Source organism: Pseudofrankia inefficax (assembly GCF_000166135.1).
GTDB lineage: Bacteria > Actinomycetota > Actinomycetes > Frankiales > Frankiaceae > Pseudofrankia > Pseudofrankia inefficax.
Window position 1 is genome coordinate 2,287,958 of the sequence record NC_014666.1, and the last position, 19,050, is coordinate 2,307,007.

At 74.1% G+C, this 19,050-nt stretch carries 13 protein-coding genes and 1 pseudogene; 5 read left to right on the forward strand and 9 right to left on the reverse strand.

Going from position 1 to position 19,050, the window contains the following annotated elements:
* Window positions 1-91: 91 nt before the first annotated feature.
* The 3 genes from FRAEUI1C_RS09320 to FRAEUI1C_RS09330 form a co-directional block, all read right to left on the reverse strand.
* Window positions 92-1,297 carry a PP2C family protein-serine/threonine phosphatase gene (locus tag FRAEUI1C_RS09320; protein ID WP_013423045.1) on the reverse strand — a complete coding sequence of 402 codons (1,206 nt, stop codon included), beginning with the start codon at window positions 1,295-1,297 and terminating at the stop codon, window positions 92-94.
* Window positions 1,298-1,480: 183 nt separating this feature from the next.
* Complete coding sequence (locus FRAEUI1C_RS09325; RefSeq protein ID WP_013423046.1) at window positions 1,481-2,131, reverse strand: LuxR C-terminal-related transcriptional regulator; 651 nt, start codon at window positions 2,129-2,131, stop codon at window positions 1,481-1,483.
* Window positions 2,132-2,141: 10 nt separating this feature from the next.
* Window positions 2,142-3,317, reverse strand: coding sequence for an ATP-binding protein (locus tag FRAEUI1C_RS09330; protein WP_071587936.1), 1,176 nt, complete (start codon window positions 3,315-3,317; stop codon window positions 2,142-2,144).
* 125 nt (window positions 3,318-3,442) lie between these two features.
* Between FRAEUI1C_RS09330 and FRAEUI1C_RS09335 the strand changes: the two genes are divergently transcribed.
* Window positions 3,443-4,717, forward strand: coding sequence for a PspC domain-containing protein (locus FRAEUI1C_RS09335; protein WP_013423048.1), 1,275 nt, complete (start codon window positions 3,443-3,445; stop codon window positions 4,715-4,717).
* 51 nt (window positions 4,718-4,768) lie between these two features.
* Here FRAEUI1C_RS09335 and ppc read toward each other — a convergent pair whose 3' ends face one another.
* The 5 genes and pseudogenes from ppc to FRAEUI1C_RS09360 all read right to left on the reverse strand — a co-directional run bounded on the left by ppc (window position 4,769) and on the right by FRAEUI1C_RS09360 (window position 12,946).
* The gene (ppc, locus tag FRAEUI1C_RS09340; protein WP_013423049.1) at window positions 4,769-7,675 is read right to left on the reverse strand and encodes a phosphoenolpyruvate carboxylase; all 2,907 of its coding nucleotides are present in this window, start codon (window positions 7,673-7,675) and stop codon (window positions 4,769-4,771) included.
* Window positions 7,676-7,738: 63 nt separating this feature from the next.
* Window positions 7,739-9,577, reverse strand: coding sequence for a glycoside hydrolase family 2 protein (locus FRAEUI1C_RS09345; RefSeq protein ID WP_013423050.1), 1,839 nt, complete (start codon window positions 9,575-9,577; stop codon window positions 7,739-7,741).
* Between the two features lie 57 nt (window positions 9,578-9,634).
* Window positions 9,635-10,087: pseudogene (locus FRAEUI1C_RS09350) on the reverse strand (tRNA-specific adenosine deaminase); the annotation flags it as partial.
* Window positions 10,088-10,097: 10 nt separating this feature from the next.
* Complete coding sequence (locus FRAEUI1C_RS09355) at window positions 10,098-11,918, reverse strand: serine/threonine-protein kinase (RefSeq protein ID WP_013423051.1); 1,821 nt, start codon at window positions 11,916-11,918, stop codon at window positions 10,098-10,100.
* A gap of 128 nt (window positions 11,919-12,046) precedes the next feature.
* Window positions 12,047-12,946: an oxygenase MpaB family protein gene (locus tag FRAEUI1C_RS09360; protein ID WP_013423052.1), complete on the reverse strand. Its 900-nt coding sequence runs from the start codon at window positions 12,944-12,946 to the stop codon at window positions 12,047-12,049.
* A 106-nt stretch (window positions 12,947-13,052) separates the two neighbouring features.
* On the opposite strand from FRAEUI1C_RS09360, the gene FRAEUI1C_RS09365 reads away from it, so the two are divergent.
* On the forward strand, window positions 13,053-13,610 hold the full coding sequence (locus FRAEUI1C_RS09365; RefSeq protein WP_013423053.1) for an NUDIX hydrolase: 558 nt from the start codon (window positions 13,053-13,055) through the stop codon (window positions 13,608-13,610).
* 60 nt (window positions 13,611-13,670) lie between these two features.
* Window positions 13,671-14,855, forward strand: coding sequence for a Nickel transporter NicT (nicT, locus tag FRAEUI1C_RS09370; protein WP_013423054.1), 1,185 nt, complete (start codon window positions 13,671-13,673; stop codon window positions 14,853-14,855).
* 24 nt (window positions 14,856-14,879) lie between these two features.
* Here the strand turns inward: nicT and FRAEUI1C_RS09375 are convergent, their stop codons facing one another.
* A complete protein-coding gene (locus FRAEUI1C_RS09375; protein ID WP_013423055.1) occupies window positions 14,880-15,944 on the reverse strand; it encodes an alcohol dehydrogenase catalytic domain-containing protein in 1,065 nt (354 codons plus the stop codon).
* Between the two features lie 160 nt (window positions 15,945-16,104).
* Here FRAEUI1C_RS09375 and FRAEUI1C_RS09380 point away from each other — a divergent pair, with 160 nt between their 5' ends.
* Both FRAEUI1C_RS09380 and FRAEUI1C_RS09385 read left to right on the forward strand, forming a co-directional pair.
* A complete protein-coding gene (locus tag FRAEUI1C_RS09380; protein ID WP_013423056.1) occupies window positions 16,105-17,328 on the forward strand; it encodes an amidohydrolase family protein in 1,224 nt (407 codons plus the stop codon).
* A gap of 48 nt (window positions 17,329-17,376) precedes the next feature.
* On the forward strand, window positions 17,377-18,993 hold the full coding sequence (locus FRAEUI1C_RS09385) for an AMP-binding protein (protein ID WP_013423057.1): 1,617 nt from the start codon (window positions 17,377-17,379) through the stop codon (window positions 18,991-18,993).
* Window positions 18,994-19,050 lie beyond the last annotated feature (57 nt).

Consider the following 19,050-nt stretch of genomic DNA (forward strand, 5'->3'; position numbering starts at 1 on the left):
CGTGCGTCCGTGATGACCGGCGTGACCGGGCCGGTGAGAACGACGCTAGGGCCAGCCGCGCGGGTGGCGACATGGAGAGAACTACCTACCGCTACCCAGACTGGCCGTCCCGTGGCCCGCGCAGGAGCAGCAGCGCGACGTCGTCGGTGAGTGGGCCGCCGTTGCGTCGTTCGATCCGGTCGATGAGGACGTCGGGGAGGTTGTCGTCGCCGGGTGGTGGGTTGATGGTGGCGATCTCGGTGAGGACGCCGTTCCAGCCGAGGCGTTCGCCGGTGGGGCCGTCGCGGCCTTCGAGGAGGCCGTCGGTGGCCAGGAGCAGTTCCCAGCCTTCCGGGAGCGGGACGGTGACTGCCTCACTGGACAGGTCATCGAGCATTCCGAGCGCCGGGCTGATGACGGTGTCCGGGAGGGCGGCCGCCCGCGGGTGGATCAGCGCGGGTGGTGGGTGGCCGGCGAGGCGCATGGTGAGCGTGGTGCGGTCGGGGGCGATGGCGAGGGTGCAGACGGTGGCGAACAGCTCCTCGTTGGTGCGTTCGCTGACCAGGACGTCCTGGAGGTACGCGAGCCGTTCGGGTTCTGGAATCCCTGCTAGGACCAGAGTGCGCCAGCCGATGCGCAGGCTGGCGCCGAGTGCGGCCTCGTCTGGTCCGTGGCCGCAGACGTCGCCGAGCAGGACGTGGACGACGTGGTCGGGGGTTTCGACGATGTCGTAGAAGTCGCCGCCGAGGAGGGCTTGGCGGCGTCCGGGTCGGTAGCGGGTGGTGGGGCGTAGGCGGGTGTCGCGTAGTAGTGGGGTGGGGAGCAGGCCGCGTTCGAGGCGGGAGTTCTCCTCGGCGCGTAGTTGTGATTCGTGCAGGTCGCGGGCGGCCTGCTCGGCCGCGCGTCGTTCGAGGGCGTAGCGCACGGCGCGGACCAGGGTCCTGCCGCTGATCTCGCCCTTGACCAGGTAGTCCTGGGCACCGGCGGCCAGGGCCGCGACACCGCGGTGCTCGTCGTCCAGACCGGTCAGGACGACGATCGCGGCCGCTGGCGCGATCCGGCGCAGCGTCTCCAGGGCGGACAGGCCGTGGCTGTCGGGCAGCCCGAGGTCGAGCAGGATGCAGCGGGCCCCGGCCACCTTGGCCCGGGCCTCGGCGATGCTGGCGGCGCGCAGCAGCCGGATCGGGGCCGTGGTCTCCTGGAGCAGTTCCTCGACGAGGAAGGCGTCGCCGTCGTCGTCCTCGACGAGCAGCACCGGCCAGGAGGTCTCGGGGGAGTCGGCCGCGACCTGTGCCGGCAGCTCGGCCACGCTCTGCATGGGAGTTCGGGAACGCCTTCCGGGTGAAGGTCCGCGACCCCCCCAAGGTCAGCGGCGGCGCCGTCGGCCATCGCACACTTAACCCGACCCGAGGGGGTACCGCTACACCCCTAGGGGTGGCCCGCCCGCCGGTCGGCCGGCGCGGGCCTCGAGCCGCGCCGGCTGTGGCCCCGCGTCATCGCGTCAGGTGATCCGGCGGTCGGCGGCCCAGCGGGTGAGCTGATGGCGGCTGGACAGCCGCAGCTTGCGCAGGACGTTGGACGCGTGGGTCTCGACGGTCTTGACCGAGATGAACAGCTCGGCGGCGATCTCCTTGTACGCGTAGCCGCGGGCCAGCAGCCGCAGCACCTCCCGCTCGCGCGGGGTGAGCTGGTCGAAGTCCGCGTCGGGCGCCGCCGCGGCGGCGGGTGGCGCGTTCGACGCGTCCCGGAACGCGTCCAGCACGAAGCCCGCGAGGCGCGGGCTGAACACGACGTCCCCGCCCGCCACCCGTTCGACGGCGTCGGCCAGCTCGTCCGCGGAGATCGTCTTGGTGACGTAGCCCCGGGCGCCCGCGCGGATCAGTGCGATGACGTCCTCGGCGGCGTCCGAGACGGACAGCACCAGGAAGCGCGTGTCCGGCAGGCGTTCGCCCACCTGCCGCAGGACGGCCAGGCCGCCGCCGTCCGGCATGTGCACGTCGAGCAGCACGACCTGCGGCCGGCTCGCGGCGATGCCGGCGACGGCCTCGGCCGGCGTCGCGGCCTCGCCGACGACCTCGACCCGGCCGCCCAGCTCGGCGCGGACGCCGGCCCGGAACATCGCGTGGTCGTCGACCAGGTAGACCGTCGTCATCGCCGCCTCCTCATCGCCGCATCCTGATCGCCACCTCGGTTCCGCCGCCTGGACTGCTGCGGATCGAGACAGTGCCGCCGTTGCGCTCGACCCGGCCGATGATCGAGCCGCGCACGCCCTGACGGTCCTCGGCGACCGCCCCGGGCTCGAAGCCGACCCCTCGGTCCCGGACGAAGACGCTGACCGCGTCGGCCTCGACCTCGGCGTAGAGCGAGATGTCGGTGGCCCCGGAATGCCGGGCCGCGTTGACCATCGCCTCGCGGGCGGCGGCGCAGGCCGCGGCGAGCGCGTCGTCGAGGGCGAGGTCGCCGACCACGACGATGTCGATCTTGACGGCGTAGGCGTCCTCGACCTCGGCGGCGGCCGTGCGCAGCTCCGTGTCGAGCTGGCCGCCGGCCGCGCGCGTCCCGTAGAGCAGGCCGCGAAGCTCGCGTTCCTGGCCGCGGGCGAGCCGGGTCACCTCGCGCGGCGAGTCGGCGTTGCGCTGGATCAGGGCGAGCGTCTGCAGGACGGAGTCGTGCAGGTGGGCGGCGAGGTCGGCCCGTTCCTGGCCGCGGATCCGTTCGGCGCGTTCGGCGCCGAGCTGGGACGTCAGCCGGATCCACCACGGCCCGCCGAGCAGGGCCAGGCCGACCGCGGTCACCCCGGTCGCCCACAGCCCATCCCGCAGCGTGTTCACGTTCGCCCGGTGCAGCACGAGGACACCCCCGGCGACCACCAGGGCCGCCCCGAGGAGCAGGCGCAGCCGTCCCATCCGGTCGGTGGTCGGCGCGCCGAACGTGCTGCGTGACGCCCGCAGCCAGCGTTCGCGGTCCGGTCCGGCCGCCTGGCGCCAGATCGTCGCGCCGCCGAGGCAGGCCAGCAGGGTCGGCACGAACAGCGAGCCGCCCGCGATCCGGCTGGCGAGCAGCGCGATGGCCCCCAGGACGACGACCCCGAGCAGCACGGCCTCGACGGGCCGCGGCAGCCGCGACCGTCGGGCACCCTCCGGCGTGGGCAGCACGATCCAGTAGGTCGCGTAGAGCGCCACGCCGAGGCCTCCGCTGGCGGCCAGGACGAGGAACAGCAGCGTGACCGTGCGTCGCCGCAGACCCGTGTGCAGCGCGATCCCCGTGATGACCCCGCCGGCCAGCCCCACGTCCGGACGCCTGTAGAGGACGCGGCTCGGGGGCTGGCTCGGGGTCACACAGCCATGATTCCGGCTCCGGGGGCGCTCGGGTATCGGGAGTCGCCCCGAGCCACGCCCTCAGGGTCGAAATCAGGGGTTCACCGGATGCGCTGACCCTGCCACGCCGGCAACCTGTACCCACTATGAGCACAGATCCCGAACCTCCGGCGGCCCCTCCCGCCGCCCCGCCCACTGCCTCGCGTCGCCAGCTCCGTCGCAGCTCCACCGACCGCGTCCTCGCCGGTGTCGCCAGCGGGCTCGGCGAGTACACCAGTGTCGACCCGGTCCTGTTCCGGGTCCTGTTCGCCGTGGCCGCCATCTTCGGCGGGGCCGGCGCCCTCGCCTACCTGATCGCGTGGGCGGTCATCCCGGTCGAGGGCACCGGTTACACCCCGCTCGACGGCTGGGTCGAGCGCCTGCGCCGCCACCACATCCCGCCGTGGCTGGTGGCGGTCGTCTGCGGGCTGCTGCTGTGGAGCCTCGCCTTCAGCTGGTGGTCGCCGCACCCGCCGTGGCCGCTGCTGGTCCTCGTCCTCGTGCCGCTGCTGCTGGTCGGGACGCGGGACGGCGGCTGGCGCCGTCCGGCCCGGCCCGCGCCGCGCGCCACCGGCACGCCGCCGGCCTCAGGGGACGGGCCGGGTTCGGGAGGGGCCGTGACCTCGGAGGACCTGTGGACCTCGGTCGACGCGCCGGCCGTGCGCCTCGACAAGGGGCCGGCCTCGCCGGCCTGGGCCACCGAGGCGCGGGCCTGGCTCGGTGAGGCCCGGCAGGCGTCCCGGGAACGGCACCGGCGGTCGTGGCCGCTGCGGGTGGCCGCGCTCACGACGCTGGTGGCGGCGCTGACCGTCCTCGGGGTGACCGACGCGCTGGTCGGGATCTGGCTGCCGGTCTACTTCTGGGTCATCGGCGGGATCGCCCTGGTCGCGTTGCTGGTCGGCGGGGTGCTGCGGCGCCTGCCGTGGTCGCTGCTCCCGCTGCTGCTCGTCGGCGCGCTCGGCACCGCCGCGTTCGGCGGCACCCACGCGAGCCTGCACGACGGGATCGGCCAGCAGGTCTGGACGCCGGCCACGGCCGCCGACGTGCGCGGCGACTACCGTCTCGCGTTCGGCCAGGGTGTGCTGGACCTGCGCCGCGTCACGCCGACGTCGGCCCACGACATCCACGTCACGCTCGGCGCGGGGCAGGTCCGGGTGCTGCTGCCCACGGGGATGAACGCGACCGTCCGGGCCGACGTGCGCTTCGGCGACGTCACCGTCGACGGCCTCAACTCGTTCGCGAGCGTCAGCCACGGCTGGGGGGAGCGGCACCGTGGCGTCGGGACGAACGAGACCGTCCTGCCGCCGTACGGCACCAAGGGCGCCCCGGTGACGATCTACGTCAAGGTCGCCGACGGCAACGTGTCGGTCGCCCACGGCTGACCCGCCGCCGCCGGCGGGTGCTCGGGGAGTCCGAGCACCCGCCGACGCCGGTCACCCGGTGTTGCGCAGGCCGGCGGCGATGCCGTTGATGGTCAGCAGCAGGGCCCGGCGCAGGCGGGGGTCGATCTCGCCCCCGGGGTCGGTCTGGGCGGCGGCGCGGGAGCGGGCGAGCAGTGAGACCTGCAGCGCGTGCAGCGGCGCGAGGTAGAGGTCGCGCACCTCCAGCGTCTGGCGCAGCACCGGTGCGTGCTCGAGCAGCGTCGCGGACCCGGTGACGGCCAGCACCTCGGCGACGGTCCGCTCGTGCTCGGCGCGGATCACCTCGAACGGGCCGGCCTTCTCGGCGGGAACCAGCGTCGTGACGTAGTCCGAGGCGATCCGCAGGTCGGTCTTCGCCAGCGTCATCGACACGTTGCTCAGGAACGTGCGGAAGAAGTGCCACGACCGGTACATCTCGGCCAGCGTGTCGCCCGCTCCGGCCGCCCTGGCCGCCGCGAGCCCGGTCCCGAGGCCGAACCAGCCGGGCAGGATGATCCTCGACTGGGTCCAGCCGAACACCCACGGGATCGCGCGCAGGTCCTCCAGCCCGCCGACCCCGCCCGGCCGCCGCGACGGCCGGGAGCCGATGTTGAGGTGGCCCAGCTCGTCGACGGGCGTCGCCGCGAGGAAGAACGGCACCAGCGCCGGGTCGGTCGTCAGCGCCCGGTAGGCGGTGCGGGCCGAGTCGGCGACCGCCTCCATCGTCTGGTCCCACTCGGCCAGCACGTCCAGCGGCTGGCGGGACTCCCGGTGCAGGATCGACGCCTCCAGCACGGCGGCCAGCGCGATCTCCAGGTTGTGCCGGGCGAGCTGGGGGAGCGTGTACTTGTCCGAGATCACCTCGCCCTGCTCGGTGACCTTGATCGGGCCGTCGAGGGTGCCGAACGGCTGGGCGAGGATCGCCTCGCCGGTGGGGCCGCCGCCCCGGCCGACCGAGCCGCCGCGGCCGTGGAACAGCCGCAGCACGACGCCGTGCCGGCGGGCCACGTCACGCAGCTCGCGCTGGGCTCGGTGGATCTCCCACTGGGACGCGGTGATGCCGGCGTCCTTCGAGGAGTCCGAGTAGCCGAGCATGATCTCCTGGAGGTCGCCGCGGGCGGCGACGACCGCCCGGTAGGACGGGTCGGCGAGCATGCCGTCGAGCAGCCGCCCGGCGGCGCGCAGCTCGGCGACGGTCTCGAACAGCGGCACGAACCCGATTCGCGCCCGCGCACCGGCGCCGGGGGTGATCTCGAGCAGGCCGGCCTCCCTGGCGAGCACGACGACCGCGAGGATGTCGTCCACGTCCCGGGTCATCGACACGATGTAGCTCTCGATGACGTCCTCGCCGAACCGGTCGAGCGCGACCCGGATCGTGGCGAACAGCTCCAGCACGGCCGCGGCGGTCGGGTCGGCCGGGGCGGGCGCCGCCGCTCCGGACAGCGGCCGGCGTCCCGCCAGCTCCCGGGACAGCAGCGCGATCCGCTCGTGCCGGTCGAGGTCCGCGTACGGGCGGGGCAGCTCGTCGAGCCGGTCGTAGAGCGCGCCGAGCGCCGCGTGATGGCGCTCGCCGTGCTCGCGGATGTCGAGCGTCGCGAGCGACATCCCGACCGCCGCGGCGACCCTGATCGTGCGTCGCAGCGGCCCGTCGGCCACCAGCTGGCCCCGGTTGTCCATCAGCGACCGGTGCATGACGGTCAGGTCGGCGAGCAGGCCGCGCAGGCTCAGGTAGTCGCGGCCGGGCACGTGCGCGGTGCCGGCGGCCAGCCGGTCGCGGGTGGCGGCCAGCCGAGCGCGCAGGTAGCTGGCCTTCAGCCGGTACGGCTCGGCGGCGTTGAGGCGGATGAACCGGTCGTACACCTCGGGATGGGCCGCCCGGTCGGCGTCGAGGCTCGCCACCAGCTCGTCGCTGACCTCGACGACCCGCGTGGAGGCCGTCAGATCCTTGATCAGGCCGTCGACAGCGCCGAGCAGCACCCGGATGCCGAACTCGTGCTGCAGCGTGAGCACGTCGAGGGTCACGGTGGGGGTGACGTTCGGGTTGCCGTCCCGGTCGCCGCCGGCCCACGTGCCGAACCGCAGCGGCCGGGCGGTGATCGGCAGCCCGGCCCCGACCTGCGCGAGCGCGCCGTCGAGTTCCTCCAGCAGGCCGGGCAGCACGTCGGTGGCGATCGAGGTCAGGTAGTAGGCGGCCGAGCGGGCCTCGTCGGTGGGCTTCGGGCGCTCGACCCGCAGCTCGTCGGTCTGCCACAGCACGTCGACGGCCTCGGCGAGCCGGCGGTCGACCACGGCCCGCCGCGACGGCTGCGCCCGCGGGTCGTCGGCCGCGTCGAGCAGCTCGGCGATCCCGCGCAGCACATCGAGCACCGACCGGCGGCTCGCCTCCGTCGGGTGCGCGGTGAACACCGGGCGAAGCTCCAGGCGGCTCACCACCTGGGCGGGCAGCTCCGGGTCGAGCTGGCCGGCGGCCACCGCTGCCGCGATCCGGCCGCCCGTCTCCTCGATCGCGCCCCGCGGGCGGTCGGCCAGCTCGCGGGCCCGGTGCAGCTGCTCGGTGATGTTGGCGAGCTGGAAGTACGCGGTGAACGCCCGGGCCAGCACGATCGCGGTCGGGTGGTCGACGTCCGCGAGCACCCGGTGCAGGTCGGCGCGGTCGCCGCTGTCGCGGGCCAGCGCGCGCACCCGCTCGACGAGCTCCAGCAACTGGGCGCCCTCGTGCCGGGTCAGCGACTCGCCGAGCAGCTGGCCGAGCCGGCGCACCCCGGCCCGCACCCCGGCGTGCCGCACATCCGAGGCGACCCCGCCGGCGAACGTCCCGGCGTCCAGGCTCTGCTCGGAGTTCGGGCCGTGCTCGGAGTTCAGGCCCTGCTCGGTGCCCGGCCCGGGATCGCTCCCGGCGCCGCTCGTCCGTGCCTCGCCGCGGTGGTCCATCGCCGTCACGCCGCCTCCGGTGGTCTCGTGTGCGCGCTGGCCATGCTCGCGCCTTCAGGTGTCCGGCCTGTTTCAGGACAGCGGGTCCTCGCCCTGAAGGTGGGGCAGCGCGCGGGACTCCTCAAACAGCCGCTGGTGGGCGGCGCGGACCCGGTCGGGGTCGACCTTCAGGACGGTCCGGTCGTAGGTCAGCAGGCCGTTGCGCTCGCCCTCGACGTCCGTCGCCTGGGTGTAGACGGCGATGCTGAGGCCCTCGTCGCGAGCCAGCGCGCGCAGCTGGTCGACCATCCCGAGGTAGCGGTCGGTGAGCCCGTCCGGCGAGGCTGCCCACTCGTAGCTGAACCCGGTCGCCCCGCCCCAGTCGTGGCCGGCCAGGGCCAGCCCGAGGCCGCCGAACTCGCCGAGCGCCCGGCAGCGGCCGGCCGAGGCCGGGACGGCGGCCGGGCCGGGATAGGCGTGCAGGTCGGCGACGTGGCCGGCGCCCCCGTCGACCCAGTCGTTCCCCGGGTCCGCGCTGCCGCTGTTCTCGCTGACCAGGCGGGTCGGGTCGAGGTCACGGACCGTCCGGGCGATCCGCGCGACGTCGTACTGCCCCCAGCCCTCGTTGAACGGGACCCAGCCGATGACGGACGGGAAGGCGCGGCACTGCTCGATGACCGCTCGCAGCTCGGCCTCGAACTGGCGGCGGGCGGCCTCGTCCGGCTCCCGGTCGTGCGGCATGGACGGCATGTCCTGCCAGACGAGCAGGCCGAGCCGGTCGGCCCAGTGGTACCAGCGGGCCGGTTCGACCTTCGCGTGCTTGCGGACGCAGGTGAAGCCGAGCTCCTTCGCCACCTCCAGGTCGCGCCGAAGATCGTCGTCGGTCGGGGCCGTGTACACCCCGTCGGGCCAGTAGCCCTGGTCCAGCAGCCCGAGCTGGAAGACGAACCGGCCGTTGAGCAGGGGCCGTGGCTCGCCGGCCACCTCGGCCACCTCGATGGACCGCATGCCGACGTACGCGTCGACCCGGTCGGGCGCGCCGGGCTGATCGGGCTGGCTGTCGGCGAGTGTGACGGTCACGCCGTAGAGGAAGGGGTCGTCGGGCGACCAGAGCCGGACGTTGGGGATCGCCACGGTGAACGGCCGCCCGCTGGTGCCGGACCCGGTCGCCACCGTCTCGGCGTCGGCCGCCAGGCCGGCGCGCACCTCGACCCGGACCGGGACGCCGACGTCGGGCCCTGGCCGGATCGTCCCTGGATCCGCGGGCGCCTCGGCCGCGTGCACCTCGACCTCGACGGCCCCGGCGGCCAGGTCCGGGGTCAGCGCGAGCCGGGTGATGTGGCGGGCCGGGGTCGGCTCCAGCCAGACGGTCTGCCAGATCCCCGAGGCGGCGGTGTAGAAGATTCCGCCCGGATTGCGGCGCTGCTTGCCCAGCGGCTGCCCGCCACCGTCCGTCGGGTCCAGGACGTGGACCAGCACCTCGTCCTCGCCCCAGGTCAGGGCCGGCGTGACGTCGAAGCTGAAGGCGTCGTAGCCGCCCCGGTGCGCGCCCACCTCGACGCCGTTGACCCACACGCGGCATTCCCAGTCCACCGCGCCGAAATGCAGGTGAACCCGGCCGGCGGCCCACTCTGGCGGAACCCGGAACGTGCGGCGGTACCACATCCGCTCATAGCCGGTCCCGACGCCGGACAGCCTCGACTCGACCGGGAACGGGACCACGACCCGGCGCGGCAGCCGCCGCCCGACCGGCGGCCCGCCGGACTCGTCGAGCTCGCCCGGCTCGCGGCCGCCCCAGAACTCCCAGTGGCCGTTCAGCGAGAGCCAGGACGCGCGAACCAAATGCGGACGCGGGTACTCCGGCAACGGCGGCCGCCCGGCTGTCACGCGCGACCAGGCGGCCGCCAGCTTCCTGCCGGGCACGCTTCGCATGCTAGAAGGTCGCGCCCGCGGGCCGGCCTCGTCGGCGGTTTTCCGGCCAGCCGGGTCTCAGTACGGGTGACGGTCGGGCTTGCCGCTCCAGGTCGCGTACGCCTGCCCGCCCAACTCGGGGCTGAGCTGCTCGACATGGATCGAGCGCTCGTCCAGCGGGCGGCCGAAGTCCTCGTACTGGAAGGCGTCGTCGAAACCGATCGTCCGGGTCGCGTCGAGGTCGCTGCTGTAGTAGACGTCGTCGATCCGGGACCAGTAGATCGCGCTCATGCACATCGGGCCCGGGATGCCGGCGGTGTAGAGCGAATAGCCCAGCAGCATCCGGGCCCGCTCGGGTACCCGGTCCGGGGAGCCGGGCGGCCGGGGGACCGGCTTCAGCGTCGTGTTGTTCTGGTCGTCCGCGCTGATCGTCGGCCCGTCCGGGTTCAGCACCTGGATCGCCTTGCGGATGCACTCGACCTCGGCGTGCGCGGTGGGATCCCCGGTCAGCAGGACGCGGTTCTGGCCGCGGCCCGGCCGGTTACTGCTGGCGGCGCAGCGTGCCGGACGGCCGGCCGCCGGGCACGTCCTCGGACGTGTAGGTCAGCTGGCCGTCGGAACCGAGCAGCAGCCGGGTGGTCCCGCCCTCGGTACAGGCGGGCAGGCCGAGCAGGGTCACGTTCTTCCCGGAGCCCGCGATGTCGCCCACGACGACCTCGTTGCCGGACGGGCCGCCGAACCCGACGAGCCGGAGGTCTCCGGTGCAGTCGATCGGGTCGACCGGCAGGCCCAGGACAGTGGTCACCTTCATGTCGGCGTGGCCGACGGTCTGGCCGGTGTCGCCGGCGCGCAGGGTGATCACCGCCTGATAGACGATCGCGCCGTCCTGGGTGGTGACGGTGCCCTGCCAGGTGCCGACGTACCCGGCGGGCAGGGGGCCGGGCCGCAGCGTACTGGCCGGGGCCGGCGTCGCGGAGCCGTCGGGAGTGGACCGGCCGGGGGAGGTGACCGGGCCCGACGTGTCCAGGGAGATCGCGGGACCGGTGGTCCGCGTGCCGATGTCCCCGTCGTGGCCGGTCGGCGAGCCGTGGGAGTGCCTGACCAGGAGGACGACGAGCAGGACGACGACCGCCAGGCCGAGCGCGCCCGCCGCCGCGACCGCGATCAGCGCGCGTCGTTGCGACCCGCCGGCCGGCGGTCCGGGTGCCGCTGGGCTCGCCCCCGGCGGACCGGGCGGGATGGGTACCGGACCGGGGTAGTGCCCCGGCGTCGCGACCGTCACGAGTCCCGAGGGGGCTTCTCCAGCCGGCGTGAGGTACCCGGCCGGCGCCGCGTATCCAGGCGGTGGCAGGGATCCACCTGGGGGGACTGTTCCGGCCGGAGGGACGGATCCGCCTGGAGGGACGGTTCCAGCCGGCGGGATCGATCCGGTTGGTGGGACGCGGGCGTAGGGCGGGCCGGGCTCGCTGGGTGTGTCCAGGTCGAGCAGGGCGACGGCCTGGCGGCTCAGGTTCGTGACCAGGTCCGCCGGCAGCCAGCCCGCCGCCATCAGAGCGGCGGCGCCGTCGGGCGCGAGCGCGGACACCAGCGCGCGCGGGGTGGGCCGCGCCGCCGGGTCCTTGTGCAGGCAGGCCCGGACCAGTTCGCGCAGCTCGGCCGGCAGCCCGTCGAGGTCGGGCTCGCGGGTGAGCACCCGGTGCAGCACGGACGCCATGCCGGAGCCGTCGAACGGCCCGGCGCCCGTCGCGGCGAACACCAGCACGGAGCCCAGCGAGAACACGTCGCTTGCCGGGCCGATCTCGGCGCCGTGGACCTGTTCCGGGGCCATGAACGCGGGGGAGCCGACCACCGCGCCGCTGGTGGTCAGTACCGAGGCGTCGACCGCCCGGGAGATCCCGAAGTCGATGACGCGCGGCCCGTCGGGGCTGAGGATGACGTTCGACGGCTTGAGGTCACGGTGGACCAGCCCGGCGCTGTGCACGGCGATCAGCGCCTCGGCGAGGCCGGCGCCGAGCGCGCGCACGCTCGCCGCCGGCAGCGGGCCGTGGTCCGCTACCGCCCGCCCCAGGGACGGCCCCGGGATGTACGCGGTGACGAGGTAGGGATGCTCGGAGTCGGGATCGGCGTCGATCAGCGGGGCGGTCCAGGGACCGCCGACCCGCCGGGCCGCGTCGACCTCCCGGCGAAACCGGGTCCGGAACGCCGCCTCGTCCGCGTACTCGGGGCGGATCACCTTGACCGCGACGGTCCTGCCGCCCTGGTTGCGGGCCAGGTAGACCCGGCCCATCCCACCGGCGCCGAGGGTGCCGAGCAGCCGGTAGCCACCGACGGCGACAGGGTCCCCGACACGAAGCGGTCTCACGCGCGGCCGTCCTCCTCCTCGACGCGGGGGTCAGCGGCAGCTGCAACATCCTCAGTTCCCCGAAGAGGTTAGCGATGAGCGTGCGGACGTGTCGCGGCCGGCCGCCGGCGACCGGTCCCGATCGGCGGTCAGCGGTCGGACTCGGCCGACTGCCCGGCTGTCTTGGCGGCGCTCGTCGCCCACCGGATCCCGGAGACCGCGCCCCAGCCGGCCAGCCGGCCGACGGTGCCCTCGAGGACGGGCAGGTAGGGCAGCCGCAGTGGGCGCCGCGTCCACACCGGCATCAGGCCGACGGCCGCGGCCGCGAGCGCGCTGTACGGAGCCCGGGCCGCGAGCGGGAGCGGCGCGCTGACCAGCAGATACCGGGCGGCCTGGCGGGCCTGCGGCGTGCCGGCCAGCTCCGGGCGGTAGGCCGCGAGCTGCTCGGCCAGCGCGGCCACGGTGCGCGGCGGGTCGTCGATGCCGAGCTTCTCGGCCACCAGACCGGTGTCCAGCACGTAGCCGTCCTGCTCGGCCGGGGTCAGCGGATCGGTGCCGTATCGCTGGTAGGCGGCGAGGAAGCTGTCGATCTCCGCGAGATGCACCCAGCGGAGCAGGTGCGGGTCGGAGGCCGCGTACTGCCGGCCGTCGGGCGCCGTCCCGCGGACCCGGCGGTGCACGCCCCGCACCCGGGCGATCGCCCGTTCCGCCTCGTCCTCGGGACCGAACGTCGTCGCCGCGAGGAAGAAGCTGGTCCGCTGCAGGCGGCCCCACGGGTCGGCGCGGAAGTCCGAGTGCGTGGCCACGCCGGCCATCGCCAGCGGGTGCAGCGACTGCAGCAGCAGCGCGCGCAGGCCGCCGACGAACATCGCCGTGTCGCCGTGCACCCGCCGGATCGGCCGGTCCTCCGCGAACCACCGCTTGCCGGGGGCATCGAAGATCTGCTCACGCCGGCGCGCGCCGTCCGGCCCGGAAACCCGGGCGAAGACCTCGCCGCCCACCCGGGCGCGGATCTCGGCCGCGTCGACGGGCAGCCTCGGCAGCACCATCACCCCATCATGCGCGCCGCCGCGTTGACCCGTTGGATCCGCACAATGATCGTGAGGACGGACACGCGGGCTGGCCGGGCCGGCCACGGCACTAGGATTTGATCGCATGGAATGCCCCTCCGGCGACGTCCAGCACCTGCTGTCCAGGTATCAGCCGGCGGACGGCGGCGAGGCGGCGGACGTGGCCAGGACGCTGGCCATGGTCGAGAGCACGCCCGACCCCTGGTCCCGCGGCGTGTCGCCGCATCTCACCGCGTCGGCGGTGGTCGTCCACCCGGAGACCGGTCGGGTGCTGCTGCGCTGGCACGAGCGGATGGAGAGTTGGCTGCAGATCGGTGGCCATGGCGACCCGGGCGAGGCTGACCCGCTGGCCATCGCCCTGCGGGAGGGCCGCGAGGAGACGGGCCTGGCCGATCTGCGGCCCTGGCCGACCGCCGCGCTGCGGCACGTGGTGGTGGTCTCGGTGCCCGGCAACGCCCGGGAGCCCGCGCACGAGCACGCGGACCTGCGCTTCGTGCTGGCGACCGCGACCCCCGACGAGGCCCGGCCGGAGAAGCCGACGGCGCCGCTGCGCTGGCTCAGCGTGCCCGACGCGCTGGACCTCGTCGCCGAGGACAACCTGCGCGAGACCCTCCTGCGTACCCGGAGTCTCCTTGGTGTGTGAGCCGGTACCGTCGCCTCGCTAGTTGCGAGGGTCTCGCAATAACGAGATAGTGGCATCGTGATGACCACCTCGACCGCCAGGGAGGTGTCCTTCGCGACGCGGCTGGCGCGGTTTCGCGACAGCCTCGGCAGCGCGGACAAGCGCTCGCTCGCCGGGATGGCCGCCGTCATCGTCGTGCTCCACGTGGCCGGCTTCGTCGTCCTGCTGACCCTGGTGGCCCCGCACGGCTACCAGCTCGGTGGCGACCACCCGGTCTTCACCGCCGGGGTGGGCGTGCTCGCCTACACGTTCGGGCTGCGGCACGCGTTCGACGCCGACCACATCGCGGCCGTCGACAACGCCACCCGCAAGCTGATCGCCGACAACGTCGCCGCCGAGGCCGCCGGGCGGGGCCGAGGGCGCAGGCCGCTCTCGGTCGGGTTCTGGTTCTCCCTCGGCCACTCGACCATCGTGTTCGTGCTGGCCTTCCTACTCTCCGTCGGCGTCAAGTCCCTGGTCGGCCCGGTCGCGAACGACAGCTCCAGGCTCCACACCATCACCGGGGTCATCGGTCCGTCGGTGTCCGGCGTCTTCCTCTGGATTCTCGGACTCCTCAACCTCGCGGCCCTGGTCGGCATCCTGAAGATCTTCCGCGAGATGCGCCACGGCACCTATGACGAGCAGGAGCTGGAACGGCGCCTCGACTCCCGTGGCTTCATGAACCGCTTCCTCGGCCGGCTCACGAAGACCGTCACGAGGCCGCTGAACATCTATCCCGTCGGGGTCCTGTTCGGCCTCGGTTTCGACACCGCGACCGAGGTCGGCCTGCTCGTCCTCGCCGGTGGCGCCGCGGCGTTCAACCTGCCGTTCTACTCGGTGCTGGTGCTCCCGATCCTGTTCGCCGCCGGCATGTGCCTGATGGACACCATCGACGGCGTCTTCATGAACGTCGCCTACGGCTGGGCGTTCGCGCGCCCGGTCCGCAAGGTGTTCTACAACCTCACCATCACGACCATCTCGGTCGTCGTCGCGCTGGTCATCGGCAGCATCGAGCTCATCGGCGTCCTGGCCGACCGGTTCACGATCCGGTCCGGGCCGGTCGCCTGGATCGCCAACATCAACCTCGACTACGCCGGCTACGGCATCGTCGGGCTCTTCTTCGTCTCGTGGGCCATCGCGCTGGCGGTCTGGTACTTCGGCCGCGTCGAGGAACGCTGGTCGAGCAACCTGGCCTACGAGCCCGCCCAGTCCACCGAGCCCGCCTGAACACGTTCCCGGTGTGGGGCGCGGTCAGGGGGTGACGACCGCGCGGCCGCGCAGGGTGGCCTCGTCGAGGGCGCGGTAGGCGTCGGCGACCTGGTCGAGCGTGAAGACCTCGACCAGGCTGCGGATGCGGCCGGCGGCGGCCAGCGCGACCACGGCGTGCGCGTCGGCGATCGTCGAGCCCTGGAAGGTGAAGACCTCCGCCTCGCGGGGCAGGCCGCCGTACCAGCCGGCCCGCAGCCTCCCGCCGGCCGAGCCGACCAGGCCGAACGCGCCGCACGGTCGGACGGCGCCGATGCCCGCCGTGATCGTCGTGTCGGTGCCGACGAAGTCGAGCACGGCGGCCGCGCCGTCGCCGCCGGTCAGCTCCCTGAGCGCGCCGGTGGTCGCGCCCGGGTCGTCGCCGACGCCTGGCAGGGTCTCGTCCGCGCCCAGCTCCGCCGCCGTGGCGAGCCGGGCGGGGGAGACGTCGACGGCGACGACGCGGGCCGGGGAGCAGGCCTTCAGATGCTGGATCGCGAAGCCGCCGAGCCCACCCGCGCCCAGCACGACCGCGGTGCTGCCCGGCTCCAGCACCGGCAGCACACGGCGGACCGCGTGGTAGGACGTGGCGCCGGCGTCGGTCAGCGGCGCGGCGGCTACCGGGTCGAGCCCGTTCAGCGGGATCAGCGCACGGACCGGCGCGACCACGTACGGCGCGAGCCCGCCGTCGCGGCCGTAGCCCCGGCCGGCGAGGCCGTTCGGGCAGGCGCTGTCCCGGCCGGCCAGGCAGTAGGCGCACCGGCCGCAGGACGTCGGCGAGACCAGCGCGACGGCGGTGCCGACGGCGGGTGCGTCCGCGGCGTCCGGCCCGGCCTCGACGATGGTGCCGGCGATCTCGTGGCCGAGGGTGAACGGCACCCGCCAGCCGATCAGGTCGCCGATCTCGCCGGGAATCTGGCTCATCGTCAGGTCCGAGTGGCACAGCCCGTTGGCCGCCACGGCGACCAGCACCTCGCCAGGACCCGGCATCGGCACCGGCGCCTCGACCAGGTGTGGCGGCCGCAGCCAGGCGGTGATCCGGTAGGCCGGCATGCCGCCGGAGCTGGTCATGGAACCTCCTGCGAGGGAGACGACCTGACGGTCCATCAGATCTGATGTTAGCGTCGGGGCGCGTCGAGCGGACCGGCCGCGCCGCGCGTCCGTCGGCGGTGGCCGGCACGGACTGACCAGGCGATCACGCAGGGACCTGGCGATTCGGAAGGACCTGGCGATGACGACGGACGGCGGGCACTCGTTCGGCGAGCTGCCGAGGATCATCAGCGTGGACGACCACGTCGTGGAGCCCGCGCACCTGTGGCGGACCTGGCTGCCGGCCCGGTTCCGCGATGCCGGCCCGCGGGTGGAACGGCGCGGCATCGGGACGCTCGCGCACGTCGGCGGCGGCAGCTACCGGCAGACCTTCGACCCCGACGGCCCGCCGGCCGACTGCTGGGTCTACCAGGACCTCGTCTACATCAACAAGCGGCACGTCGCGGCGGTCGGCTTCGACCGCGACGAGATGACGATGACGCCGATCACCTACGACGAGATGCGCCCCGGCTGTTACGAGCCGGCCGCCCGGCTGGCCGACATGGACCTCAACCACGTCGAGGCGTCGCTGTGCTTCCCGACCTTCCCGCGGTTCTGCGGCCAGACGTTCGCCGAGGCCGCCGACCGTGACCTCGCCGCCGCCTGCGTCGCCGCCTACAACGACTGGATGGTCGAGGAGTGGTGCGGCGACTCGGGCGGCCGCCTGATCCCGCTGTGCCTGATCCCGCTGTGGGACGTGGACCTCGCGGCGGCCGAGGTCCGCCGCAACGCGGCCCGAGGCGTGCGGGCCGTCTGCTTCAGCGAGATCCCGCCGAAGCTCGGCCTGCCGAGCATCCACAGCGGCTACTGGGACCCGTTCGCCGCCGCCTGCCAGGAGACCGGGACGGTGGTCTGCATGCACATCGGCTCGTCGTCCTCGATGCCGGCGACCTCGGCCGACGCGCCGGTCGCGGTCGCGGCGACGCTGTCGTTCAACAACGCGATGGCCTCGCTCGCGGACTGGCTGTTCTCCGGCCTGCTGGTCCGCTTCCCGGCCCTGAGGCTCGCCTACTCCGAGGGCCAGATCGGCTGGCTGCCCTACGCGCTGGAGCGGGCGGACGACGTCTGGCGGGAGCACCGGGCCTGGGGCGGGGTGCGCGACCTGGTGCCGCAGCCGCCGTCGACCTACTTCCGCCGGCAGGTCTACGGGTGCTTCTTCCGCGACCGGCACGGCCTCGCCTCGCTGGCGGAGATCGGCGTCGACAACGTCACCTTCGAGACCGATTACCCGCACACCGACTCGACCTGGCCAGAGACCAAGCGGGTCGCCGAGCGGCTGATGGCGGGCCTCGACGCCGAGACGGTCCACAAGGTCGTGCGCGGCAACGCGATCCGGATGCTCGGTCTCGACCTGGCCAGTGGATAGAACAGGTTCTATATTGCTGGCCGGGAGCGACGACTGGAGGGCACGCGGATGGCGAGCACCCCGACGCAGGCACCGGCCACGGGCCCGGCCGAGGCAGCAGGCCTGATCACCGGCGCCGACGTCACGACGCTGTGGGGCCTGCTCGCCCGCCGCGCGGCACTCACCCCGGACGCTCCACTCCTGCTCGCCGACGGTGCCGACGGGCCGATCCGGATCACCTGCGCCGAGCTGGCCGCCCGGGCCGAGCGGGTCGCGGCCGGGCTGCTCGACGAGTACGCCGTCGGGCCGGGCGCCCGGGTCTGCTGGCAGCTCCCGACCCGGGTCGAGACGGTCGTGCTGTCGATGGCGCTCGCCCGCCTCGGGGCCGTGCAGGTGCCGATCATCCACATCTACCGGGAGCGCGAGGTCGCCGTCGCGCTGCGCCAGACCGGCGCGCGGCTGTTCTGCGTCCCCGGGACCTGGCGCGGCACCGACTACGTCGAGCTGGCCGCGGCGGCCAGCGGGGAGCTGGTCTACCGGCCGCGGGTGCTGGTGGTCGGCACCGGCCCGGACGCCCTCCCGGAGGGCGACCCCGCCCTGCTGCCGCCGCCACCCACCGACGGCGAGAAGGTCCGCTGGATCTACTACACCTCCGGCACGACCTCGCAGCCCAAGGGCGTGCGGCACCGGGACGCCTCGTTGATCGCCGCCGGCGTCGGCCTCGCGCTGGCGTTGGGCGCCCGCCCGGACGACGTCGGCTCGATCGCCTTCCCGGTGGCGCACATCGGCGGGCCGGACTACCTGGCGATGATGCTGTCCGTCGGGTTCCCAGCGCTGCTGCTGGAGGCGTTCGTCCCGGCCGACGCGGTCGCCGCCTTCCGCCGCCACGGGGTCACCCTCGCCGGCGGTTCGACCGCCTTCTACACCGCGCTGCTCACCGCGAGCCGGCAGTCGCCGACGCCCGGCCAGCCGCTGGTCCCGACGCTGCGCCTGCTCGCCGGCGGCGGGGCGCCCAAGCCGCCGGAGCTGTTCACCGAGGTGCGGCGGGAGCTCGGCGTCCCGGTCGCGCACGGCTACGGGATGACCGAGATTCCGATGATCACCCAGGGATCACCGGCGGACAGCGACGACGCGCTGATGTACTCCGAGGGCGCCCCACTGCCCGGGGTCGAGGTGCGGGTCGTCGGCTCCGACGGCGCGGTCGCGCCCGCCGGGGCCGAGGGGGAGATCCGGGTGCGCGGCGCCACGGTCTGCGCCGGCTACACCGACGCCGAGGCGACCGCCGCCGCGTTCGACGAGGACGGCTGGTTCCGGACCGGGGACCTCGGCGTCATCCGCCCGGACGGGCACGTCACCCTGACCGGCCGGCTCAAGGACGTGATCATTCGTAAGGGCGAGAACGTCTCGGCCCGGGAGGTCGAGGACCTGCTTTACCAGCACCCGAAGGTCGGCGCCGTCGCGGTCGTCGGGCTGCCGGACGCCGAGCGCGGCGAGCTGGTCTGCGCGGTCGTCGAACCCGCGGCCGGCGAGCCACCGCCCACGCTGGCCGAGCTGGTCGCATTCCTGCGCGCCGCCGGGCTGATGACGCAGAAGATTCCGGAACGCCTGGAGATCCTCGACGCGCTGCCCAGAAATGCCACGCTGAAGATTCTCAAGCACGAGCTGCGGGCCCGCTACGCGCCCTGAACCGTTCCGGCGGCAGAAACAGAACGGGCCCGGACGGCAATCGCTGTCCGGGCCCGC